A 22,722-nucleotide genomic window follows, 5' to 3' on the forward strand; every position below is an offset into this window, starting at 1 on the left:
CACAGACCGGCCGCAGGCACCCCGACCTCACGTACTCCACGTACTTCACGGCAGAACGGCACAAGGCGACGAATGCCCCAGCACACCTCCGGGTCCGACCGGGCGGCGATCACACCGGCCGCCCGCGACGGCGGCGGCGCGCGGCCGCCCGCTCCCTCGACGCTCGACGAGCTGTGGCGGTCGTACAAGGCGACGGGGGACGAGCGGCTGCGGGAGCAGCTGATCCTCCACTACTCGCCGCTCGTGAAGTACGTGGCGGGGCGGGTGAGCGTCGGTCTGCCGCCCAATGTGGAGCAGGCCGACTTCGTGTCCTCGGGGGTCTTCGGGCTGATCGACGCGATCGAGAAGTTCGACATCGACCGGGAGATCAAGTTCGAGACGTACGCGATCACCCGGATCCGGGGCGCGATGATCGACGAACTGCGGGCGCTGGACTGGATCCCGCGGTCCGTGCGGCAGAAGGCGCGCAATGTGGAGCGGGCGTACGCGACGCTCGAAGCACGGCTGCGGCGGACCCCGAGCGAGGCCGAGGTGGCCGCCGAGCTGGGCATCGCGGTCGACGAACTGCACGCCGTGTTCAGCCAGTTGTCGCTGGCGAACGTGGTGGCGCTGGAGGAGCTGCTGCACGTCGGGGGTGAGGGCGGCGACGGGCTCAGCTTCATGGACACGCTGGAGGACACGGCCGCGGACGACCCCGTGGAGGTGGCCGAGGACCGTGAGCTGCGGAGATTCCTGGCGCGGGCGATCAACACGCTGCCGGACCGGGAGAAGACCGTCGTCACGCTGTACTACTACGAGGGGCTCACGCTCGCCGAGATCGGCCATGTGCTCGGGGTGACCGAGAGCCGGGTCAGCCAGATCCACACCAAGTCCGTGCTGCAGTTGAGGGCGAAGCTGGCGAGCTTCGGGCGGTGAGTGCGGGTGACTCCCGTCCCGGGTGACGCGTCCGTAAAGTGGTTGACGTGCCAAGGATTCGAGCGGCCTCCGTGGCCGAGCACCGGTCGATGCAGCGAGCCGCCCTGCTGGACGCGGCGCGGTCCCTGTTGTCCGAGGGGGGTACGGAGGCGCTGACCTTCCCGGCCCTCGCCGAGCGGACGGGCCTCGCGCGGTCGTCCGTGTACGAGTACTTCCGGTCACGGGCCGCGGTGGTGGAGGAGCTGTGCGCGGTCGACTTCCCCGTATGGGCGGCGGAGGTCGAGACGGCGATGGCGGCGGTGGACGGGGCCGAGGCCAAGGTCGAGGTGTACGTGCGCAAGCAACTGGAGCTGGTGGGGGACCGGCGGCACCGGGCCGTGGTGGCGATCTCGGCGAGCGAGCTGGACGCGGGGGCGCGGGAGAAGATCCGGGCCGCGCACGGCACCTTGGTGGCGATGGTCGTCGAGGCGCTGGCGGAGATGGGGCACGAGGAGCCGCGGCTGGCGGCGATGCTGGTGCAGGGGGTCGTGGACGCGGCGGTGCGGAGGATCGAACTGGGGGCCGCGGAGGAGCCCGGCGTGATCACCGAGGCGGCCGTGGGGATGGCGTTGCGGGGCGTTCGCGGCTGAGGGTTTCCGGCCGGCTTCGCCGTCACGGCAGGGCTATCGCGTCCGCGGCAGCGGCACCCCCGTCACCGGAAGCAGTCTCGACGGGGGGCGCCTGAGCAGGGCGGGCGGGAGCAGGGACAAGGGGTTCAGATAGGTCTCGGCCCGGCGCAGGCCCCAGTGGAGGCAGGAGCTCGGGCAGTGGGAGCCCGTCGCCTCCGTCGCGGCGATCACCTCGCCCGCGGTCACCTCCGCTCCCGCCGGCACCAGCGGTCGTACGGGCTCGTAGGTCGTGCGAAGGGGCGGGGTGCCCGTCCCGGTCAGTTCGACCGCGATGACGCCCTTTCCGGCCACCCGGCCGGCGAAGGACACCCGTCCGGCGGCCACCGCCCGGACCGGGGTGCCGGGGGCGGCCGCGAGGTCGACTCCGCGGTGGCCCCGGGCGTACGGCGTCGGCGGGGGTTCATAGCTCCGGAGTACGGCGGGGCGTGGTGCCACCGGCCAGGTCCGGGCGATCGGCGGGGCCGGGGCGCTGAGGGCGACGGGGAGCAGCAGGGCGAGGAGATACGGAACCGGGTGCATGGGGAGACCGTCCCGCACCCCGCCGATCCCGGCCCGGGTCTGTGGACAACTCGGCCGTTGTGGAGAGCGGCGTCACCCGGGACTCCGTCGGTCCCGTACACTTCTCATGGCGATCCGGGTCACCGGGTCGACTTCGCACGCCCCGACACCGGGCCGGTATCCGACCGGTGTCAGCGCCCCTCGGTCCTCTGTGGCAACGGCGCATCGCGGGCGTCAGGCGCGACCGCCGTCCGGCGGACGCGGCACAACCGAGAAACCAAGGAGAAACGGCCATGGCCGTCGTCACGATGCGGGAGCTGCTGGAGAGCGGCGTCCACTTCGGTCACCAGACCCGTCGCTGGAACCCGAAGATGAAGCGCTTCATCTTCACCGAGCGCAACGGCATCTACATCATCGACCTGCTCCAGTCGCTGTCGTACATCGACCGCGCCTACGAGTTCGTCAAGGAGACCGTCGCCCACGGCGGCACGGTCATGTTCGTCGGCACGAAGAAGCAGGCGCAGGAGGCCATCGCCGAGCAGGCCACCCGCGTCGGCATGCCCTTCGTCAACCAGCGCTGGCTGGGCGGCATGCTCACCAACTTCTCGACCGTCTACAAGCGTCTGCAGCGCCTCAAGGAGCTCGAGCAGATCGACTTCGAGGACGTCGCGGCCTCCGGTCTGACCAAGAAGGAGCTCCTGGTCCTCTCCCGCGAGAAGGCCAAGCTGGAGAAGACCCTCGGCGGTATCCGCGAGATGCAGAAGGTGCCCAGCGCCGTCTGGATCGTGGACACCAAGAAGGAGCACATCGCGGTCGGCGAGGCCCGGAAGCTCAACATCCCGGTCGTCGCCATCCTCGACACCAACTGCGACCCCGACGAGGTCGACTACAAGATCCCGGGCAACGACGACGCGATCCGCTCCGTCACCCTGCTCACCCGTGTGATCGCCGACGCCGTCGCCGAGGGCCTCATCGCCCGTTCCGGCGTCGCCACCGGTGAGAAGGGCGAGAAGGCCGCGGGCGAGCCGCTCGCCGAGTGGGAGCGCGACCTGCTCGAGGGTGAGAAGAAGGCCGACGAGGCCCCGGCCGCCGCCGAGGCCCCCGCTGCCGAGGCCCCCGCTGCCGAGGCGCCCGCCGCCGAGGCCCCGGCCGCCGAGGGCGAGCAGGCCTGACCCGCCAGCGTTGACGGCGGGGGCGGCGACATCCGTGTCGCCCCCGCCGTTCACCCATAGGTTCGGGATCTACATCTCCGTGTAGATCGTGGATCGGGTAGATCTTCCGACTTCGAGAAAGACTCACAGACTCATGGCGAACTACACCGCCGCCGACGTCAAGAAGCTCCGCGAGCTCACCGGCGCCGGCATGATGGACTGCAAGAAGGCGCTGGACGAGGCCGAGGGCAACGTCGACAAGGCTGTCGAGGCGCTGCGCATCAAGGGCCAGAAGGGCGTCGCCAAGCGCGAGGGCCGCTCCGCCGAGAACGGCGCCGTGGTCTCGCTCATCGCCGACGACAACTCCTCCGGTGTCATCGTCGAGCTGAAGTGCGAGACGGACTTCGTCGCCAAGGGCGAGAAGTTCCAGAGCGTCGCCAACAAGATCGCCGAGCACGTCGCCGCGACCTCCCCGGCCGACCTGGAGGCCCTGCTCGCCTCCGAGATCGAGCCCGGCAAGACCGTCCAGGCGTTCGTGGACGAGGCCAACGCCAACCTCGGCGAGAAGATCGTCCTGGACCGCTTCGCGCAGTTCTCCGGCGGTTTCGTGCTCGCCTACATGCACCGCACGATGCCCGACCTGCCCCCGCAGATCGGTGTCCTCGTCGAGCTCGACAAGCCGAACGCCGAGGTCGCCAAGGGCGTCGCCCAGCACATCGCCGCCTTCGCGCCGAAGTACCTCTCCAAGGAGGACGTCCCGGCCGAGGTCATCGAGTCCGAGCGCCGCATCGCCGAGGAGACCACCCGCGCCGAGGGCAAGCCCGAGGCCGCGATCGCCAAGATCGTCGAGGGTCGTCTGGGCGGCTTCTTCAAGGACGCCACGCTGCTCGGTCAGCCGTACGCCCTGGACAACAAGAAGTCCGTGCAGAAGGTCCTGGACGAGGCGGGTGTCACCCTGAAGCGCTTCGCGCGCATCAAGGTCGGCATCTGAGTCCGTCCCGCGACGGACGTCCGACCCCGGTAGGGTCGACAGCAGTCGTCCGGGTACGCCGTCACCCACGCGTGCGTGACGGACGACAGCAGATCTGACGAGGAGGCCATTGCCGCGCATGGGTTGCGAACGACACCCCACCGGCAATGGCCTTCTTCGTATGTGCACCACGTGAAAGAGGCGGGATCTCCATGACCACCAAGGCCCAGAAGAGCGACGACGGCAAAGTGCGCGGCCGGTTTCTGCTGAAGCTGTCCGGAGAGGCATTCTCCGGTGGCGGCGGCCTGGGCGTGGATCCGGACGTGGTGCACAAGATCGCCCGCGAGATCGCGGCCGTCGTACGCGACGGAGCGCAGATCGCGGTCGTCATCGGCGGCGGCAACTTCTTCCGCGGCGCCGAGCTCCAGGTCCGCGGCATGGACCGCGCCCGCTCGGACTACATGGGCATGCTCGGCACCGTGATGAACTGCCTCGCCCTCCAGGACTTCCTGGAGAAGGAGGGCATCGACAGCCGGGTCCAGACCGCCATCACCATGGGCCAGGTCGCCGAGCCGTACATCCCGCTGCGCGCCGTGCGGCACCTGGAGAAGGGCCGCGTGGTCATCTTCGGCGCCGGTATGGGCATGCCGTACTTCTCCACCGACACCACCGCCGCCCAGCGCGCCCTGGAGATCGACGCCGAGGCGCTCCTCATGGGCAAGAACGGGGTGGACGGGGTCTACGACTCCGACCCGAAGACCAACCCGGACGCGGTCAAGTTCGACGCCCTCGGCTACGGCGAGGTCATCACCCGCGACCTGAAGGTCGCCGACGCCACGGCCATCACGCTGTGCCGCGACAACAAGCTCCCGATCCTCGTCTTCGAGCTTCTGGCCGAGGGCAATATCGCCCGCGCGGTCAAGGGTGAGAAGATCGGCACGCTTGTGGGTGACCAAGCCAGCCAGGGCTGATGACCCCCGCCGGGGGATGGACAATGTCCTGCCGGTCGGGAACCGTGCAGGAAGAAGACGCGACGCAGCCGGCCGCCGCCCCCCGCAAGGAACCGCAGCCGGGCCTACTCAAGACACGCAGGAGCAAGTGGTGATCGAAGAGACCCTCCTTGAGGCCGAGGAGAAGATGGAGAAGGCCGTCGTCGTCGCCAAGGACGACTTCGCCGCGATCCGCACCGGCCGTGCGCACCCGGCGATGTTCAACAAGATCGTGGCCGACTACTACGGCGCTCTGACGCCGATCAACCAGCTGGCCTCGTTCTCCGTGCCGGAGCCGCGCATGGCCGTGGTGACCCCGTTCGACAAGACCGCGCTGCGCAACATCGAGCAGGCGATCCGCGACTCCGACCTGGGCGTCAACCCCAGCAACGACGGCAACATCATCCGGGTGGTCTTCCCCGAGCTCACCGAGGAGCGCCGCCGCGAGTACATCAAGGTCGCCAAGGCCAAGGCCGAGGACGCCAAGGTGTCCATCCGCTCCGTCCGTCGCAAGGCCAAGGACGCCATCGACAAGGCGATCAAGGACGGCGACATCGGTGAGGACGAGGGCCGCCGTGCGGAGAAGGACCTCGACGACCTGACGGCGAAGTACGTCGCCCAGGTGGACGAGCTTCTCAAGCACAAGGAAGCTGAGCTGCTCGAGGTCTGATGAACGACTCTTCCTGGGGGGCGCCGCCACCGGCCGGGCAGGCCGGGTACTGGGGTCCCATCGACGGCGGGCCTGTTCAGGGGGCTGCTCCAGCGGGTCCCGCGTACGATGCGCCTGAGGCCCAGCAGACTCGCCCCATGCCCATCGTGCCCGACATGCCCTCGTATGGCGGAGACCAGGATGACGACCAGGGGGCCGCTCGGCTGAGTGGCCCCTTGTTCCGCGACGAGACCCACGCCAGCCAGCCCCAGACCCCGTCGGCACAGCCCCTCCCGGTGGTGCCGGAGAATCCGGAGCCCATGCCCGACTCCCAGCAGCCGGCATCCGCGCCGCAGAAGAAGAGCGCGGGGCGCGACCTGGGCGCGGCCATAGGGGTCGGCGTCGGGCTCGGCGCGGTGATCGTCGCGTCCCTGTTCGTCTACAAGGCCGTGTTCGTCGGTGTGGTCGCGGTCGCCGTGGTCGTCGGGCTGTGGGAGCTGACCAGCAGGCTTCAGGAGCGCAAGCAGATCAAGGCGCCGCTCGTGCCGCTCGCGGTGGGCGGTGCGGCGATGGTCGTCGCCGGGTACGTCCGGGGGGCCGAGGGCGCGTGGGTCGCCATGGCCCTCACCGCGCTGGCGGTGCTGGTGTGGCGGATGACGGAACCGCCCGAGGGCTATCTGAAGGACGTCACGGCCGGCGTCTTCGCCGCGTTCTACGTCCCGTTCCTGGCCACCTTCGTCGCCCTGCTGCTCGCGGCCGACGACGGGCCCTGGCGGGTGCTGACCTTCCTGCTGCTGACCGTGGTCAGCGACACGGGGGCGTACGCGGTCGGCTGGCGCTTCGGTACGCACAAGCTCGCGCCGCGCATCAGCCCCGGGAAGACCCGTGAGGGGCTGTTCGGCGCGGTGTCCTTCGCGATGGTCGCGGGCGCGCTGTGCATGCAGTTCCTGATCGACGACGGGGTGTGGTGGCAGGGTCTGCTGCTCGGCCTCGCGGTCGCGGCCAGCGCCACGCTCGGCGACCTCGGCGAGTCCATGATCAAGCGGGACCTGGGCATCAAGGACATGGGCACCTTGCTCCCGGGCCACGGCGGCATCATGGACCGACTGGACTCGCTGCTGCCGACGGCGCCGGTGGTGTGGCTGTTGCTGGTGCTGTTCGTCGGGTCCGGCTGATCCGTCGGCGCCTCTGGCTGTGCGCGTGAGCCCCCGTCCTGTCAGCAGGGCGGGGGCTCTTCGGCGTAGCGGCGGGGTACGGATGGCCTCGGGGGCGTACCGGTGGGACGATTCTGGGGAAAGGTCCGAAAAGTCCGCATCGGAATGTCCGGAAGGGGGCGGGCGCCATGTCCAGCTTCCATGAGTCGATCGAGGTCGACCGCACTCCCGAAGATGTCTGGACGTACGTCGTCGACCCGGCGCATCTGCCGGAGTGGCAGGCGAGCGCGGTGTCGGCGGAGCAGCTCGACGAGGGGCCGCTGCATGTGGGCTCGCGGGTGCGGGTCATGCGGCACGTCGGCCGCCGGGACATGCCGATGACCATGGAGTTCACCGAGTACAACCCGCCGCACAGCTGGAGCCTGACCGGCATCGACGGCCCGGTCCGGGGTCATTTCCGCGGCGAGATCATCCCGCTCGACGAGGGACGCCGCTCCCGCGTCACGATGGACCTCTACTTCGACGGCCACGGCATCGGCAAGGTCCTCCTCCCCCTCGTCATCCGCCCCCAGGTCCGCAAGGAACTCCCGGTCAACGAACGGCGACTGAAGCAGCGCCTGGAACAGTGACCGGGGAGGCTGCTCAGACGAGCCGCTTGCGGCCCCAGACGAAGAGGAACGCCACGACGCCGGCGGTCAGGGCCAACAGAATCGACGCCCCGAACCATTGCATCCCGCTCATCTGCGACATCGGGATGTAATCAATCGAGATACCGACGATGTCCGCCTTCTTCATGCACAGCCGAGTCGCCTCGTCCGTCGGCCATTCCGTACACGTGGTCGCGTCGAGCAGTTTCCCGCTGCCGGTGACATACGAGATGTCGAGCTCGGCCGCGGTGCGGGGCACCTTGGGAAAGAGGATGATGCCGCCGGGGCTGACGGGCTTGCTGGTGGCCGTGACAACGTTGCCAAGTGACAGCGTGAAGTGGCCCCAGACGGCCTGGAGGGCGACGGTGAAACCGAGGGTCACGGCCATGGCCACCAGCGTGCGGCGCAGGACCACACCGATCAGCACCCCGCCGAACACGCTCAGAAGGCCGAGGGCGACGGGCGCCGGCCCCGTGGTGTCGAAGAACTCGCCGGAGGTCCAGTCGAGGCCCGTGTCCTGGGACTTGATGGGGCTCCACCACCAGGCGAACACGGCCGACAGCGTGACCGTGGTCACCACGACCACCAGCCCGGTCAGCGCCAGCTTCGTGGCGAGCCAGCGGTCGCGGCTCACGGACTGGGCGGCGATCAGCTTGGCCGTGCCGCTCTCCAGGTCACCCGCGAGCAGGGGGGCGCCGAGGAGGACGCCGAGCATGACGGGGACCGCCGTGAGACCGGTGGTGACGAAATCGAACGCGCCGATGTACGGCTTGAGCTGCTCCTGCGCCTTGTCGAGGTTCTTGGCGGGAAAGCCGTAGGCGTTCAGGAAGTCCATCAACTGGGCGCGTTGGTAGACCATCCAGGCCGCGCAGAGCACGGTGGCGGCGATCATCGTCCAGAACGCGGCCCGGTGCTGGCGCCAGACCAGCCAGGTCACACCGCTGAGGCGGGGGCGCCGGGTGGCCTCCGTGACAATCGCGTCGCCGGCCCCGTGCCGGGGTCCGTTCCTGGTTCCGGTGAAGGTGCTCATGCCGCCACCGTCCCGGTGCCGAAGGCCAGACCCTGGACCTGGGCGGTGTGGGTGATCAGCGGCGGGGCGTCGGGGGAGCGGAGATGGGCGAGCAGGAGTTCCTCCATGCTCGGGGCGGCCACCTCCCAGGGGCCGGTGACCGGGCCCGCCGGGCGGATGAGCGCGGTGAACTGCCGTCCCCTGGTCCGGGCCTCGACGACGGTGTGGTGTCCGAGATCGGCGGGCAGGCCCTCGCCCTCCCTGGCCCCCGTGACCACGGTGTGCACGGCCATCAGCTCGTCCACATCACCGGCGAGCAGCACTCCGCCGCCGGAGACGACGACGAGGAAGTCGCACACGTCGTCCAGTTCCGCGAGGACATGGGTGGACATCACCACGGTGGTGCCGCGCTCGCCGGCCTCGGCGAGGAGGGTGCCCATGATCTCGTGGCGCACAACCGGGTCGAGGTCCGACATGGGCTCGTCGAGCAGCAGCAGGTCGGGGCGCTTGCCGAAGGCGAGGGCGACGGCGACGCGGGTGCGCTGGCCGCCGGAGAGGGTGCCGATCCTCGCGTCGAAGGGCACGTTGCCCGCGCGGACGATGTCCTCGGCGGCGCGCTGGTCCCAGCCGGGGTTCAGCTCCCGCCCCAGCCGCAGGGTCTCCGCCACGGTGAAGCGACGGAACAGCGGCTTCTCCTGTGCGAGGAAGGCCGTACGCCGGACGGACTCCGCCGAGCCCGGCGCCGCGCCGAACAGACGGAGCGAGCCCTGTGTCGGCTTCAGGACGTTGGCCGCCATGTTCAGCAGCGTGGTCTTGCCCGCGCCGTTGGGGCCGACCAACCCGCAGATCCGGCCTGCCGGAAGCCGGAAGGTGCAGTCCCGCAAGGCCCAGCCCCGCCGGTGGCGCATCCCCAGTCCGTGCGCTTCGAGCGCCGGCTCCCCGGCGTACATGACGTCACTCACCCGTGCTCCTCGTTGTCGTGGCCCCCGTGACCGGCGTGGTCCCGGGGGTGTACTGCTTCTCCAGTGCCGACGCGACCAGGGCGGCCACGTCCTCATCCCCCTCACAACACTATTTCACTACTTGATTAGTGGAATGATGATGGGAGGGGGTGACGGCAGTTGTCAACGGGCTCCGGGAACGACGCCGGCAGTCGGTGCCGGCAGTCGGGGCCCGCGGGTGACCACCCCCACCCCGCTCCGGACCGGGGTCCCGGTGATGATCTGCCACACTGGACGTGTTATGCCTGCACCCGGAGAACTTACGTTTGTCGCGCCGCGCGGAGCCAAGAAGCCGCCGCGGCATCTCGCTGATCTTTCGCCTGCGGAGCGGAAGGCGGCTGTTGCCGAGATCGGTGAGAAGCCGTTTCGTGCCAAGCAGCTCTCGCAGCACTACTTCGCGCGGTACGCGCACGACCCGGCCGAGTGGACCGACATCCCCGCCGGTGCGCGCGAGAAGCTGCGGGAGGCGCTGTTCCCCGAGCTGATGACCGTCGTACGGCATCTGTCGACGGACGAGGGGACCACCCGCAAGACGCTGTGGCGGCTGTTCGACGGGACCCTCGTCGAGTCGGTGCTCATGCGCTACCCGGACCGGGTGACCATGTGCATCAGCTCCCAGGCGGGCTGCGGGATGAACTGTCCCTTCTGCGCCACCGGGCAGGCGGGCCTGGACCGGAATCTGTCCAGCGCCGAGATCGTGCACCAGATCGTCGACGGGATGCGGGCGCTCAGGGACGGTGAGGTTCCCGGCGGGCCGGCGCGGCTGTCCAACATCGTCTTCATGGGCATGGGCGAGCCCCTCGCCAACTACAACCGGGTCGTGACGGCGATCCGTGCGCTGACCGACCCCGCCCCGGACGGGCTCGGCCTGTCGCAGCGCGGGATCACCGTGTCGACCGTGGGGCTGGTGCCGGCCATCCACCGGTTCGCCGACGAGGGCTTCAAGTGCCGGCTCGCCATCTCCCTGCACGCCCCCGACGACGAGCTGCGCGACACCCTCGTGCCCGTCAACACGCGCTGGAAGGTGCGCGAGGTACTGGACGCCGGGTTCGAGTACGTCGAGAAGTCGGGCCGCCGGCTGTCCATCGAGTACGCGCTCATCCGGGACATCAACGACCAGGCCTGGCGCGGTGACCGGCTCGGGCGGCTGCTCAAGGGCAAGCCCGTGCATGTGAATCTGATTCCGCTGAACCCGACGCCCGGGTCGAAGTGGACCGCCTCCCGGCCCGAGGACGAGAAGGCGTTCGTCGAGGCCATCGCCGCCCATGGTGTACCGGTCACCATCCGGGACACCCGGGGCCAGGAGATCGACGGAGCCTGTGGTCAGCTCGCGGCCACCGAGCGGTAATCTGATCCCGCCAGGACAACTTCATATCAGCCATACATCTGCATATTCCGACAGGGGAGCGCCACAGCGCTGAGAGTGCGGCAACCGGCCGCAGACCCTCTGAACCTCGCCCAGGTCATTCTGGGTAGGAAGTTCGGTCATCACTCGAGCTGTTGCGCCCTGCCCGGGCACCCCTCCACGGGTCCCGGGCAGGGCCGCGTCTCTTCCTGGTCACCTCCAGGAGGAATCCAGTGCACACCAAGACGTTCGTGGCCGCGGCCGTCGGCCTCGGTCTCGTCACGCTGTCCGCCTGCGGATCGTCCGATTCCGGCGGCCACGACAGCGCCGGTTCGAAGACCGTCACCCTCGTCAGCCACGACTCATGGGCCGTCTCCAAGACGGTGATCGCCGACTTCGAGAAGCTCTCCGGCTACAAGGTCAAGGTCCTCACCGCCGGGGACGCGGGCCAGGCCGTCAACAAGGCGATCCTGACCAAGGACAACCCGCAGGGCGACGTCTTCTACGGCGTCGACAACACCCTGCTCTCCCGCGCCCTCGACAACGGCCTCTTCCAGCCGTACAAGGCCGAGGGGCTCGCCCAGGTCGGCACCGAGTACCAGCTCGACGCCGGCAAGCACCGCGTCACACCGATCGACTTCGGCGACATCTGCGTCAACTACGACAAGAAGTACTTCGCCGACCACCATCTGACCCCGCCGACCTCGTACGACGATCTGATCAAGCCCGCGTACAAGGACCTCCTCGTCACCGAGAACGCCTCCACGTCCTCGCCGGGTCTCGGCTTCCTGCTCGGCTCCGCCGCGGAGTACGGGGACGACGGGTGGCAGGGCTACTGGAAGAAGCTCAAGGCCAACGGCGTGAAGGTGGTCGACGGCTGGGAGCAGGCGTACAACGAGGAGTTCTCCGGCTCGGCCGGCGGCAAGAAGGCGGGCGCGGACCGGCCGCTCGTCGTCTCCTACGCCTCTTCCCCGCCCGCCGAGGTGATCTACGGCGAGCCGAAGCCGACGTCGGCGCCGACCGGCGTGGCGACCGGCACCTGCTTCCGCCAGATCGAGTTCGCGGGGCTGCTGAGCAACGCCAGGAACACCGAGGGCGGCAAGGCGCTGATCGACTTCCTGATCGGCAAGGAGTTCCAGGAGGACATGCCGCTCAACATGTTCGTCTACCCGGTGCTCCAGGGCGCGGACGTACCCGCTGAGTTCACTCAGTACGGCCCCGCCGCCGAGAACCCCGAGACGATGAGCCCGGCGAAGATCGCCGCCCACCGTGACGACTGGGTCAAGTCGTGGACCTCGCTCGTACTGAAGTAGAGGCCGGTCGCCGGCGGAGTGCGGCGCGGCTGGGGCTCATGGTCCTGCCCGTCGCCTTCTTCGGCGTGTTCTTCGCCTACCCCGTCGCCGCGATCGTCGCGCGCGGACTGAAGGTCGACGGGAGCTGGAAGCTCGGGCGCGTGGCGGACGTCCTCGCGCAGTCCGACATCCGGCACGTCCTGTGGTTCACCACCTGGCAGGCGCTCGCCTCCACCGCGCTCACCCTGCTGGTCGCGCTGCCCGGCGCGTACGTCTTCGCGCGGCTGGACTTCCCCGGCAAGCAGGTGCTGCGGGCGGTGGTGACCGTCCCGTTCGTGCTGCCGACCGTCGTCGTCGGCACGGCGTTCCTGGCGCTCGTCGGCCGCGGCGGACTCCTCGACGAGCTGTGGGGCGTACGGCTGGACACCACCGTGTGGGCGATCCTGCTCGCGCACGTCTTCTTCAACTACGCCGTCGTCGTACGGACCGTGGGCGGGCTGTGGGCGCAACTCGACCCCCGGCAGGAGGAGGCGGCGCGGATGCTCGGCGCGTCGCCCTTCCGGGCCTGGCGCAAGGTCACCCTGCCCGCCCTCGGGCCCGCCGTCGCGGCGGCCGCGCTGATGGTCTTCCTGTTCACCTTCACCTCCTTCGGTGTGGTGCAGATCCTCGGCGGGCCGACCTTCTCCACCCTCGAAGTGGAGATCTACCGGCAGACCTCCGAGATCTTCGACCTGTCCACGGCGGCCGTGCTGACCCTCGTCCAGTTCGCCGCGGTCGGCGCGATCCTCGCCGTGCACGCCTGGACCGTACGACGGCGGGAGAGCGCGCTCAGGCTGGTGGACGCGTCGGTGACGGCACGGCGCCCGCGCGGCGCCGGGCAGTGGGCGCTGCTGGCCGGGGTGCTCGCCACGATCGCCCTCCTGCTGGTGCTGCCGCTCGCCGTGCTCGTGCAACGCTCCTTTGACGCCCCCGACTTCGCCTACTACCGGGCGCTGACCTCCGACGAGGGCACCGTCTTCCTGGTCCCGCCGATCGACGCGATCGGCAATTCACTGGAGTACGCCCTCGCCGCCACCGCGATCGCCCTGGTGATCGGTGCTCTCGCCGCCGCCGCGCTCACCCGCAGGGACGCGGGACGGCTGGTCCGGGGCTTCGACGCGCTGCTGATGCTGCCGCTCGGCGTCTCCGCGGTGACCGTGGGCTTCGGCTTCCTGATCGCGCTGGACGAGCCCCCGCTGGATCTGCGGGCCAGCTGGATCCTGGTGCCGCTCGCGCAGGCGCTGGTCGGCGTGCCCTTCGTCGTACGGACCATGCTGCCCGTGCTGCGGGCGGTCGACGAGCGGCTGCGGGAGGCCGCGGCCGTGCTCGGGGCGTCGCCGTGGCGGGTGTGGCGGGAGGTCGATCTGCCGATGGTGCGACGGGCGCTGCTGGTGGCGGCCGGGTTCGCCTTCGCGGTGTCGCTGGGCGAGTTCGGGGCGACGGTGTTCATCGCACGGCCCGACAACCCGACGCTGCCGGTCGCCGTGGCGCGGCTGCTGGGCCGGGCCGGGGAACTCAACTACGGGCAGGCGATGGCCCTTTCGACGATTCTGATGGTGGTGTGCGCGGTGGCCCTGCTGGTTCTTGAGTCGCTGCGGGTGGCCGATCGGACGGGGGAGTTCTGATGCTGCTGAGCCTGGAGGGCGCGACCGTGCGGTTCGGCGGGCGGGCCGTGCTCGACTCGGTCGACCTGGCGGTAGCCGAGCACGAGGTGGTGTGTGTGCTCGGGCCCAGCGGCAGCGGCAAGTCGACGCTGCTGCGGGTGGTGGCCGGGCTGCAGCCGCTGGACTCCGGACGGGTGGTGCTCGACGGGCGGGAGCAGAACGGCGTGCCCGCCCACCGCCGGGGGATCGGCCTCATGTTCCAGGACCATCAGCTGTTCCCGCAGCGCGACGTCGGCGGCAATGTGGCGTTCGGGCTGCGCATGCGCGGCGCCTCCCGTGCCGAACAGGCCGCGCGGGTGGGGGAGTTGCTGGACCTGGTCGGACTGCCCGGGGCGGCTCGTCGGGCCGTGGCCGCGCTGTCCGGCGGTGAGCAGCAGCGCGTCGCGCTGGCCCGGGCGCTGGCGCCGAGCCCCCGGCTGCTGATGCTCGACGAGCCGCTGGGGCAGCTCGACCGGTCGCTGCGGGAGCGGCTGGTCGTCGAACTGCGGGAGCTGTTCGGCCGGTTGGGCACGACCGTGCTCGCGGTCACCCACGACCAGGGCGAGGCGTTCGCACTGGCCGACCGGGTCGTGGTGATGCGGGACGGGCGCATCGCCCAGTCCGGGACGCCCCTGGAGGTGTGGCAGCGGCCGGCGGACGCCTTCGTGGCCCGCTTCCTCGGCTTCGACAATGTGATCGACGCGACCGTCGCCGGCGAGGCCGCCGACACCCCGTGGGGCAAGGTGCCGGTGCCGGCCGGCTCGGCGCAGGGCGAGCACGCTCTGCTCGTCCGCCCGGCCGGGGTGCGTCTGGTGGACGCCCATCAGGGCCTGCGCTGCACGGTGACCGCCCGCACCTTCCGCGGCACGCATGTCGCCGTGCACCTCGCCCCGGAGGACGGCCCGCGCCTGGAAGCGGCGTGCGCGCTGCGGGAGGCACCGGAGGTCGGGGACACGGTCGGGGTGGAGTTCGACCCGGCCGAAATCGTCGTCCTCGGGTGATCGCATGCGTCTTAGGGTGAGGCGCATGACGCTACTCGCACATGAGAGGTACTGCGCCGAAATCGCGGATCAGGTCGAGCGGTTGAGGGGCGTGGTGCGGTCCGGGGCCGATCTGGGCGCGACCGTGCCGACGTGCCCGGACTGGACGCTGGAGCAGCTTGTCCGGCACACGGGCGGCGCCCTGCGCTGGGTGGAGACGCTGGTGCGGACCCGCGCCGAGGAGAACGTCCGGGACGAGGACGTCCCGCTCGGCGACGGGCCGGAGGAGCGGGGCGACGCGGCGGCGCTGGACGCCTGGCTCGCCGAGACGGGCCGGATCGTCGTCGAGGCGCTGCGCGAGGCCGGTCCCGACGCCAAGGTGTGGGCGTGGGCCGGGGTCCACACGTCGGGCTTCTGGGCCCGCCGCATGGCGCACGAGATCACGATCCACCGCGCGGACGCGACCCTCGCCGCGGGACTGCGCTACGAGGTCGCGCCGGAGATCGCCGTGGACGCGCTCGACGAGTGGCTGGAGATCGTCGAATGGGTGCAGCGGACCATCCCGCACGAGGCGGCGAAGGAACTGCGCGGTCCGAGCCGCAGCATCCATCTGCACGCCACGGACGCGGCTCCCGAGCTGCACGCCGAGTGGCTGATCGAGCTCTCCGAGGACGGCGTGACCTGGCGGCACGGCCACGAGAAGGCGACGGTCGCCCTGCGCGGGCCCCTCACCGACGTGCTGCTCGCCTTCTACCGCCGACTGCCGCTGGACAGCGCGGGGTTGGAGATCCTGGGCGAGCGGGAGTTGTTGGAGTTCTGGCTGGAGCGGGCGACGTTCGGCTGAGGACCGGGCGGGACCGTCGGCGGGTGCGGCCCGTCCGTGGCCGGTCGCGCAGTTCCTCGCGCCCCCTTCGGAGCGCGAGGAACTGACCGTTCTCTAACGGCCGTTGCCGGTGCCGCGGCGCTTCATGCCGAAGAAGACGGCCGCGCCGCCCAGGACGACCAGGACGGCCGCGATGCCGGCGATCAGCCCGGTGTTGGAGCTGGCGCCGGTCTCCGCGAGGTTGGACTCGCCGATGTTCGGCGACGGGGCGTTGCTCACGGTGCCCGCCGGCGCCGTGCTCTCGCTCGTCGAGGCGGAGGGGGTCGGGGCCGCCGGCGTGGACGTGGAGTCCGAGGGCGACGCGGAGGTGGACGGGGAAGCGGTCGGGGTGGAGGTCTCCTCGGCCGCGCAGGCCTTGGACGGGGCGGTCACGTTCGGCGAGATGTCCTTGTCGACCTGGTTGCCGGCCTTGACGTGGACGCGGTACTCGGCGCCGGGCGCCCAGTTCTCGGCGAAGCGGACCGTGACCCCTTCCTTGGAGCCCTTGACCTTGGTGGGCTTGCCGACCTGACGGAGATCGCCGCCGTTGTTCTCCAGGTACACGGTGATGACGGCGGGGGTGCCGGTCGGGTCCTTGTCGGTGACGGTGATGACGCCCTGCCCGCCGTCGCAGACGGCTGCGGCGGAGAACTCGCTGATGTCACAGGCGAGGGCGCCGCCGGCCACTCCCAGCACGAGGGCCGCGGAGGCGGCGGAGACACCGAGTATGCGTGCCGAACGGACGGTGGTGCGGCGGTTCATGGACACGTTTGTCCTTTACGGAAGTGCAATCGGTGGGGGGTTGAGGCTCACAGGTCTATAAGCGCCTCATAAGAAGTGTCAATGCACGGACTCTACCCGGCGCTTGGCTTTGCCCGCTTATTAACCGCCGAGACGTTTCAGCGCCGCCGGAGCGTCCTCGATCCGGTCAACGAGGGCGATTCTGGCCTCCATCGGCCGGTCCTTCGCAAGCGACCGCAGAAGGGGCCAGGCCGGCAGCCGCTCCGTCCAGTGCTCCCGGTCGACCAGGACCATCGGGGTCGGCTCCCCGCGCGACTCGTAGTAGTTGGGCGTCGCGTTGTCGAATATCTCCTGTACGGTCCCTGCGGCGCCCGGCAGGAACACCACGCCCGCGCTGGAGCGGGCCAGCAGGCCGTCCTCGCGCGTGGCGTTGGCGAAGTACTTGGCGATGTGCGACGCGAAGGGGTTCGGCGGCTCGTGGCCGTAGAACCAGGTGGGGATGCCGACGGACGTGCCGCCCCTCGGCCAGTGGGTGCGCACCTCGAAGGCGAGCCGTGCCCAGTCGGTGATCGACGGGGTGAACGTCGGCGCCTTGGCGAGGAGTTCGAGGGAGTCGTCGAGCATCGCGTCGTCGAACGGGGCGGCGTACGCGCCCAGGTTCGCCGCCTCCATCGCGCCGGGGCCGCCACCGGTGGCGACCGTGAGGCCGGACCGGGTCAGTTCCCGGCCGAGCCGCGCGGCACCGGCGTAGGCGTCCGTGCCGCGGGCCATGGCGTGACCGCCCATCACGCCCACCACCCGCGTCCCGCGCAGGAGTTCGTCGAGCGCGTCGGAGACGGCGTCGTCGTGGATGGAGCGCAGCATCGAGGCGAAGATGTCGCCGTCGGCCCTGGTCCGCCGGAACCAGGCGTACGCGAGGGCGTCGGGGGTCCGCTCATAGCCCCCGTCGAGTCCGGTGAACAGCTCGTCGGGCGAGTAGACCAGGCCCCGGTACGGGTCGAAGGGCAGGTCGGGGACGGGTGGGAAGACCAGCGCGCCGTCCGCGCGGACCTTGGCGGCCGCGTTCTCGCGCATCGGACAGCCGAGGAAGACGGCACCCGTGGTGTCCGTGCCGAGCAACTCCCTTGTCCGGTCGGTCAGATCGACGGCCTGGACGCGGTATCCGGCGAGCGAGCCGCGTGCCGAGACGGTCGCGTCGAACTCGTCGAGGGATTCGATCTCACGGTCGTCGTGGTGGGCCGCATGGGCGGGCATCGTCTGCACCCGCCCATGCTAGACACGGCCTCTCCGGCGGTCGTCCGGCCCCTGGTTCAGCCCTGGATCGCGGCCGGGTCCATCCAGACGACCTCCCAGGTGTGGCCGTCGAGGTCGTCGAAGCCGCGGCCGTACATGAAGCCCATGTCCTGCACCTTGGCGGAGGCGGTGCCGCCGGCGGCCACGGCCTTCTCGACCAGCTCGTCGACCTTCGCGCGGCTCTCGGCGCTCAGACAGATCAGCACCTCGCTGGTCTTCGTGGCGTCCGCGATCTCCTTGTCGGTGAAGGTCGAGTAGAACGGCTTGGTGAGCAGCATCGCCACGATGGTGTCGCTGATCACGACGGAGGCCGCGTTCTCGTCGGTGAACTGCGGGTTGATCGTGTAGCCCAGCTCCGTGAAGAACTTCTTCGAGGCGTCGAGGTCGCTCACGGGCAGGTTCACGAAGATCATCTGCTGGTAGGCGGTGTTCGTCATCAGGGTCTCCCGGTCGGTCGTGCGGTCACTGGTGCGGCCGTGTTCTTGCTGTTCGGTGGGGTAGACCCGGGGGCGCGGCGGAACTCATCGGCCGCCGCCGATTTTTCTCGTACGAGTTCTCCGGCGGGTCCGTCAGCCGGTCAGGGGGAGTGCGGCGAGCTCGGCGACGAGCAGGGTGAGCGGGGTGAACAGGGCCACCAGGGCGCCGGCGCGCAGGGCGGCCGCGCTGCGGAGCATCGTCGCGGGGGCGCCCAGGCGGAGCAGCGCGGCGGTGGTGTCGGCGCGGGACTGGCGGGCCTCCACGGCGGCGGTGAGGAGCGTGGCGAGGGCGCAGCCGGTGACCACCAGGGCGCCGAGGGCGGTGAGGGGGCCGAAGGCGCGGTCCGGGGAGGCGGCGGGGTCGTGCAGCGCGAGCATCGTGCACGCACCGGAGGCGACCGCGCAGACCACGCCCAGGGGGCGGCCGATGCGGGCGGACTCCTCCATCAGGCCGCGGCCCGCGAGGAGGCGGAGGGCGCCGGGGCGGGCGGACTGGAGGAGGCGGCCGCAGAGGTGGGTGAGGCCGGGTCCTGCGAGGGCCAGGCCGAGAGCGGTGAGGGCCCAGCCGAGGAGGACGGTGAGGGGAGCGGTGGGGAGGCCGCCGGGGGTGGTGAGATCGGTGAGCGGGGTGGTCCGGCCGGCGTACGCCTCCACGGCCAGGCCGGCGGCGAGGAGGGCCGCACCCCAGGGGAGGGCCGTGGGGGAGGGGGTGGTGCGGTGGCTGTCGGGTGCGGGTGCGGGTGCGGGTGGGCGGGGGTGGGGTTCGCTCGCCCGCGCCGGCGGGGTGCCTCCCCCAGAGGGGGGACCCCCAGCGCCCACCCGTGCCGCCCCAGCGGCACGACTGCCCGCAGGCTCAGCGGAGTTCCGGCCGCGCCGGGCGCCGAATCTGCCGTAGGTGCCGAAGGTCTCTCTTCTTGTCGTGCCGGCGCGCGCCCCGAAGCGGCCGAAGGCGGTGCTCGCGGTTGAGCGCGTGGCCACCTGGAGGTCTCTCGGGCGGAGCATCAACGCCACCGACAGGGACGCCGTCAGCGGGACCAGGGAGAGGAGGGTCAGGGCCGCCGGGAGGGGGAGGTCCTGGTCCGCCGCGAGGAAGTCCGCCGCCGCCCCGTCGAAGGGCATGCCCGTCAGATCGCCGCGCAGATGGAGGAAGACCAGCAGGGCCAGCATCGAGCCGACCAGCGTCGAGAGGGCTGTCGTCGTCGCCGAGACGGCCATCAGACGGGTGGGACCCAGGCCGATCGCCGCGAGGCCGGGGCGGGGGCGGGTGCCGGGGTCCGTACGGGCCACCGCCATGGCGAAGTACACCGTCGCGGCGAGCGGGAGCGCGCACCAGGCCAGGCGCTGCACGGAGCCGCCCGGCGCGTCGGGGTGGCTCAGGGCGTGGCCCAGGGTGCACAGCAGGAGGAAGCCCGTGCCGCCCGAGGCCGCGGCCACCAGCAGGCGGCGCAGCTGGACGGCCGGGTGGGCGCCGCGGCTCAGACGGAGAGCGAGCACGCGGCCCGGCCTTCCGTCTCCGTGGCCGGCGGGAGGTGGACCGTCTTCACGCGGCGCCCGTCCAGCAGCGACACCGTGCGGTCGGCCAGCGCGGCGGTCTCCGCGTCGTGCGTGGCCAGCACCACCGTGATGCCGTGGGAGCGGGCCGCCGTGGTGAGCGTGCGCAGGACGTGGGCGCGGTCGGCCCGGTGCAGGGGTGCCGTCGGTTCGTCCGCGAAGAGGACGGACGGTGCCGGGGCCAGGGCCCGGGTGATGCAGACGCGCTGGCGTTCCGCCTGGGTCAGTTCGTGCGGGCGCTTGCGCGAGGTGCCGCCGACGTCGAGGCGCTCCAGCCACTCCAGTGCCGCCGCCTTGGCGCGGCTGCGGCCGGTGCCGCGCATCATGAGGGGCAGGGCGGCGTTCTCCCAGACGGTGAGTTCCGGGACGAGGACCGGGGCGGGGTCGATCCAGCCGAAGCGGTCGCGGCGCAGCCGTTCGCGGGCCATCGTGCCCATGGTGTGGACGGGGACGCTGTTGAACCAGACCTCGCCGCGCTGGGCGGGCACCAGTCCGGAGAGGCAGTGCAGCAGGGTCGTCTTGCCGCTGCCGCGCGGTCCGCTGACGGCGAGGATCTCGCCCTCGCGCACCCCGAGCGAGACGCCGCCCAGACCGGGGCTGCCGTCGCGGTGCGTGTAGTGCAGGGACCGTGCCCACAGCACGTCGTTGTCCGGCGGGGCCTCCATGGGCGTACACCTCGGTTCAGATCCGTAGTTCCCGTGCCTTTTCCCCCATGCGGCGGAACGATGGCAGGGCCGATCGGTTACCAGGCACGCTAAGGAGCCGGGACGGCGACGCCGGACAGCACGCGGCCCGGGGCGCACCCTTCTCACTCGTACGGGTGCACCCCGGGCCCAACGACTGCTGCTGAACCGCCGGAGGCTAGAGCTTGGTCCACGCCTCCGTCAGGGTGGCGCGCAGGATCTGCTCGATCTCGTCGAAGGTCTCCTGGTTGGAGATCAGCGGCGGGGCGAGCTGGATCACCGGGTCGCCGCGGTCGTCGGCACGGCAGTACAGGCCGTTCTCGAAGAGGGCCTTGCTGAGGAAGCCGTAGAGGACGCGCTCGGTCTCCTCGGCGTTGAAGGACTCCTTCGTCGCCTTGTCCTTGACCAGTTCGATGCCGTAGAAGAAGCCGTTGCCGCGGACGTCGCCGACGATCGGCAGGTCGTGCAGCTTCTGGAGCGTGGCGAGGAACGCCGGCTCGTTGTCGAGGACGTGCTGGTTGATGCCCTCGCGCTCGAACAGGTCGAGGTTGGCGAGGCCGACGGCCGCGGAGACCGGGTGGCCGCCGAAGGTGTAGCCGTGCAGGAAGGTGTTGTCGCCCTTGTAGAACGGCTCGGCGAGGCGGTCGGAGATGATGCAGGCGCCGATCGGGGAGTAGCCCGAGGTCATGCCCTTGGCGCAGGTGATCATGTCCGGGACGTAGCCGAACTTGTCGCAGGCGAACATCGTGCCGAGGCGGCCGAAGGCGCAGATGACCTCGTCGGAGACGAGCAGCACGTCGTACTGGTCGCAGATCTCGCGCACGCGCTGGAAGTAGCCGGGCGGGGGCGGGAAGCAGCCGCCCGCGTTCTGGACCGGCTCCAGGAAGACCGCGGCGACCGTGTCGGGGCCCTCGAAGAGGATCTGCTGCTCGATCTGGTCGGCGGCCCAGCGGCCGAAGGCCTCCGGGTCGTCGCCGAAGATCGGCGCGCGGTAGATGTTGGTGTTCGGGACCTTGTGGGCGCCCGGGACGAGCGGCTCGAAGGGGGCCTTCAGGCCCGGCAGACCGGTGATGGACAGGGCGCCCTGCGGGGTGCCGTGGTAGGCGACCGCACGCGAGATGACCTTGTACTTGGTGGGCTTGCCGACCAGCTTGAAGTACTGCTTGGCGAGCTTCCAGGCGGTCTCGACGGCCTCGCCGCCGCCGGTGGTGAAGAAGACCTTGTTCAGGTCGCCCGGAGCGTAGTCGGCCAGGCGCTCGGCGAGCTCCACGGCCTTCGGGTGGGCGTACGACCACACGGGGAAGAACGCCAGCTCCTGCGCCTGCTTGAAGGCGGTCTCCGCGAGTTCCGTGCGGCCGTGACCGGCCTGGACCACGAACAGACCCGCGAGACCGTCGAGGTAGCGCTTGCCCTTGTCGTCGTAGATGTAGGTGCCTTCACCCCGGACGATGGTCGGAACGGGGGCGTTCTCGTACGAGGACATGCGGGTGAAGTGCATCCACAGGTGGTCGTACGCGGTGCGGCTGAGGTCCTTGGAGCTCACGGTTATCGGGTCCTCACGGGTTATCGGGTTCCCCACATGTAGGTCTGCTTCTTGAGCTTCAGATAGACGAAGCTCTCGGTGGAGCGCACGCCGGGCAGGGACCGGATGCGCTTGTTGATGACGTCCAGCAGGTGGTCGTCGTCCTCGCAGACGATCTCGGCGAGGATGTCGAACGAGCCCGCGGTCATCACGACGTACTCGACCTCCGCCATGTCGGTGAGCGCGTCGGCGATGGACTCGACATCGCCCTCGGCGTGGACACCGACCATCGCCTGCCGACGGAAACCCACGGTGAGCGGGTCCGTGACGGCGACGATCTGCATCACGCCCTGATCGAGCAGCTTCTGGACGCGCTGGCGCACGGCCGCCTCCGACAGGCCCACGGCCTTGCCGATGGCGGCGTACGGCCTGCGCCCGTCCTGCTGGAGCTGTTCGATGATGGCGAGGCTGACGGCATCCAGGTGAGGGGTGCCGTTCCTGGACTCGCGGGGGTCCCGGGAGTCCCTGTGCTCTGCGCTTCGACTGGCCACGACCTCACTGTGCACGACGTCTCGACAGTTCCGCAAGGCCGGATCGATGAAATTCGTTGTTTACGGGACTGAGACCTGCGGATTTCGCAGCCG

The 22,722-nt window shown here is 70.5% G+C and carries 23 protein-coding genes; 13 read left to right on the forward strand and 10 right to left on the reverse strand.

Features of this window, described 5'->3' with window-relative positions; translation table 11 throughout:
- Positions 1 to 72 precede the first annotated feature (72 nt).
- Together whiG and ACZ5NW_RS19170 are read left to right on the forward strand one after the other, a co-directional pair.
- On the forward strand, positions 73 to 915 hold the full coding sequence (gene whiG, locus ACZ5NW_RS19165; protein WP_468745001.1) for an RNA polymerase sigma factor WhiG: 843 nt from the start codon (positions 73 to 75) through the stop codon (positions 913 to 915).
- Positions 916 to 986: 71 nt separating this feature from the next.
- Positions 987 to 1,544: a TetR/AcrR family transcriptional regulator gene (locus tag ACZ5NW_RS19170; RefSeq protein ID WP_468745107.1), complete on the forward strand. Its 558-nt coding sequence runs from the start codon at positions 987 to 989 to the stop codon at positions 1,542 to 1,544.
- 33 nt (positions 1,545 to 1,577) lie between these two features.
- Here the strand turns inward: ACZ5NW_RS19170 and ACZ5NW_RS19175 are convergent, their stop codons facing one another.
- On the reverse strand, positions 1,578 to 2,102 hold the full coding sequence (locus ACZ5NW_RS19175) for a murein hydrolase activator EnvC family protein (protein WP_468745002.1): 525 nt from the start codon (positions 2,100 to 2,102) through the stop codon (positions 1,578 to 1,580).
- Positions 2,103 to 2,374: 272 nt separating this feature from the next.
- Here ACZ5NW_RS19175 and rpsB point away from each other — a divergent pair, with 272 nt between their 5' ends.
- The 6 genes from rpsB (at position 2,375) to ACZ5NW_RS19205 (ending at position 7,623) form a co-directional block, all read left to right on the forward strand.
- The gene (rpsB, locus tag ACZ5NW_RS19180) at positions 2,375 to 3,253 is read left to right on the forward strand and encodes a 30S ribosomal protein S2 (RefSeq protein ID WP_468745003.1); all 879 of its coding nucleotides are present in this window, start codon (positions 2,375 to 2,377) and stop codon (positions 3,251 to 3,253) included.
- Positions 3,254 to 3,386: 133 nt separating this feature from the next.
- Complete coding sequence (gene tsf / locus ACZ5NW_RS19185) at positions 3,387 to 4,223, forward strand: translation elongation factor Ts (RefSeq protein ID WP_468745004.1); 837 nt, start codon at positions 3,387 to 3,389, stop codon at positions 4,221 to 4,223.
- Between the two features lie 191 nt (positions 4,224 to 4,414).
- Positions 4,415 to 5,173, forward strand: coding sequence for a UMP kinase (gene pyrH / locus ACZ5NW_RS19190; RefSeq protein ID WP_468745005.1), 759 nt, complete (start codon positions 4,415 to 4,417; stop codon positions 5,171 to 5,173).
- A gap of 130 nt (positions 5,174 to 5,303) precedes the next feature.
- On the forward strand, positions 5,304 to 5,861 hold the full coding sequence (frr, locus tag ACZ5NW_RS19195; protein WP_468745006.1) for a ribosome recycling factor: 558 nt from the start codon (positions 5,304 to 5,306) through the stop codon (positions 5,859 to 5,861).
- A complete protein-coding gene (locus tag ACZ5NW_RS19200) occupies positions 5,861 to 7,015 on the forward strand; it encodes a phosphatidate cytidylyltransferase (RefSeq protein WP_468745007.1) in 1,155 nt (384 codons plus the stop codon). Before frr ends, ACZ5NW_RS19200 begins: the two co-directional genes overlap by 1 nt.
- Before the next feature lie 167 nt (positions 7,016 to 7,182).
- On the forward strand, positions 7,183 to 7,623 hold the full coding sequence (locus ACZ5NW_RS19205; RefSeq protein ID WP_468745008.1) for an SRPBCC family protein: 441 nt from the start codon (positions 7,183 to 7,185) through the stop codon (positions 7,621 to 7,623).
- A gap of 13 nt (positions 7,624 to 7,636) precedes the next feature.
- Here the strand turns inward: ACZ5NW_RS19205 and ACZ5NW_RS19210 are convergent, their stop codons facing one another.
- Both ACZ5NW_RS19210 and ACZ5NW_RS19215 read right to left on the reverse strand, forming a co-directional pair.
- Positions 7,637 to 8,671 (reverse strand): ABC transporter permease subunit, encoded by a 1,035-nt coding sequence (locus tag ACZ5NW_RS19210; protein ID WP_468745009.1) that lies wholly within the window; start codon positions 8,669 to 8,671, stop codon positions 7,637 to 7,639.
- Positions 8,668 to 9,600, reverse strand: coding sequence for an ABC transporter ATP-binding protein (locus ACZ5NW_RS19215; protein WP_468745108.1), 933 nt, complete (start codon positions 9,598 to 9,600; stop codon positions 8,668 to 8,670). Before ACZ5NW_RS19215 ends, ACZ5NW_RS19210 begins: the two co-directional genes overlap by 4 nt.
- A 292-nt stretch (positions 9,601 to 9,892) precedes the next feature.
- Here ACZ5NW_RS19215 and rlmN point away from each other — a divergent pair, with 292 nt between their 5' ends.
- From rlmN to ACZ5NW_RS19240, 5 genes are all read left to right on the forward strand, one after another.
- The gene (gene rlmN / locus ACZ5NW_RS19220; RefSeq protein ID WP_468745010.1) at positions 9,893 to 10,999 is read left to right on the forward strand and encodes a dual-specificity RNA methyltransferase RlmN; all 1,107 of its coding nucleotides are present in this window, start codon (positions 9,893 to 9,895) and stop codon (positions 10,997 to 10,999) included.
- A gap of 230 nt (positions 11,000 to 11,229) precedes the next feature.
- Entirely contained in the window at positions 11,230 to 12,309 is a 1,080-nt protein-coding gene (locus ACZ5NW_RS19225) for a thiamine ABC transporter substrate-binding protein (protein WP_468745011.1), read from the forward strand.
- A 38-nt stretch (positions 12,310 to 12,347) separates the two neighbouring features.
- Positions 12,348 to 13,952: an ABC transporter permease gene (locus tag ACZ5NW_RS19230; RefSeq protein ID WP_468745012.1), complete on the forward strand. Its 1,605-nt coding sequence runs from the start codon at positions 12,348 to 12,350 to the stop codon at positions 13,950 to 13,952.
- A complete protein-coding gene (locus ACZ5NW_RS19235; protein WP_468745013.1) occupies positions 13,952 to 14,971 on the forward strand; it encodes an ABC transporter ATP-binding protein in 1,020 nt (339 codons plus the stop codon). The genes ACZ5NW_RS19230 and ACZ5NW_RS19235 overlap by 1 nt, the downstream gene beginning before the upstream one ends.
- 25 nt (positions 14,972 to 14,996) lie before the next feature.
- The gene (locus ACZ5NW_RS19240; RefSeq protein WP_468745014.1) at positions 14,997 to 15,794 is read left to right on the forward strand and encodes a maleylpyruvate isomerase family mycothiol-dependent enzyme; all 798 of its coding nucleotides are present in this window, start codon (positions 14,997 to 14,999) and stop codon (positions 15,792 to 15,794) included.
- 93 nt (positions 15,795 to 15,887) lie between these two features.
- Here ACZ5NW_RS19240 and ACZ5NW_RS19245 read toward each other — a convergent pair whose 3' ends face one another.
- From ACZ5NW_RS19245 to ACZ5NW_RS19275, 7 genes are all read right to left on the reverse strand, one after another.
- Entirely contained in the window at positions 15,888 to 16,574 is a 687-nt protein-coding gene (locus ACZ5NW_RS19245; RefSeq protein ID WP_468745015.1) for an LAETG motif-containing sortase-dependent surface protein, read from the reverse strand.
- 120 nt (positions 16,575 to 16,694) lie between these two features.
- Positions 16,695 to 17,816: an LOG family protein gene (locus ACZ5NW_RS19250; protein WP_468745016.1), complete on the reverse strand. Its 1,122-nt coding sequence runs from the start codon at positions 17,814 to 17,816 to the stop codon at positions 16,695 to 16,697.
- 47 nt (positions 17,817 to 17,863) lie between these two features.
- Positions 17,864 to 18,283, reverse strand: coding sequence for a VOC family protein (locus ACZ5NW_RS19255; protein WP_468745017.1), 420 nt, complete (start codon positions 18,281 to 18,283; stop codon positions 17,864 to 17,866).
- Positions 18,284 to 18,415: 132 nt separating this feature from the next.
- Positions 18,416 to 19,816, reverse strand: coding sequence for a hypothetical protein (locus ACZ5NW_RS19260; RefSeq protein WP_468745018.1), 1,401 nt, complete (start codon positions 19,814 to 19,816; stop codon positions 18,416 to 18,418).
- Positions 19,798 to 20,538: an ABC transporter ATP-binding protein gene (locus ACZ5NW_RS19265; RefSeq protein ID WP_468745019.1), complete on the reverse strand. Its 741-nt coding sequence runs from the start codon at positions 20,536 to 20,538 to the stop codon at positions 19,798 to 19,800. The genes ACZ5NW_RS19260 and ACZ5NW_RS19265 overlap by 19 nt, the downstream gene beginning before the upstream one ends.
- 196 nt (positions 20,539 to 20,734) lie before the next feature.
- On the reverse strand, positions 20,735 to 22,099 hold the full coding sequence (locus ACZ5NW_RS19270; RefSeq protein ID WP_468745020.1) for an aspartate aminotransferase family protein: 1,365 nt from the start codon (positions 22,097 to 22,099) through the stop codon (positions 20,735 to 20,737).
- Positions 22,100 to 22,119: 20 nt separating this feature from the next.
- Positions 22,120 to 22,644 (reverse strand): Lrp/AsnC family transcriptional regulator, encoded by a 525-nt coding sequence (locus ACZ5NW_RS19275; protein WP_468745021.1) that lies wholly within the window; start codon positions 22,642 to 22,644, stop codon positions 22,120 to 22,122.
- Positions 22,645 to 22,722: the final 78 nt, after the last annotated feature.

This window comes from Streptomyces sp. NPDC032126, assembly GCF_055580085.1.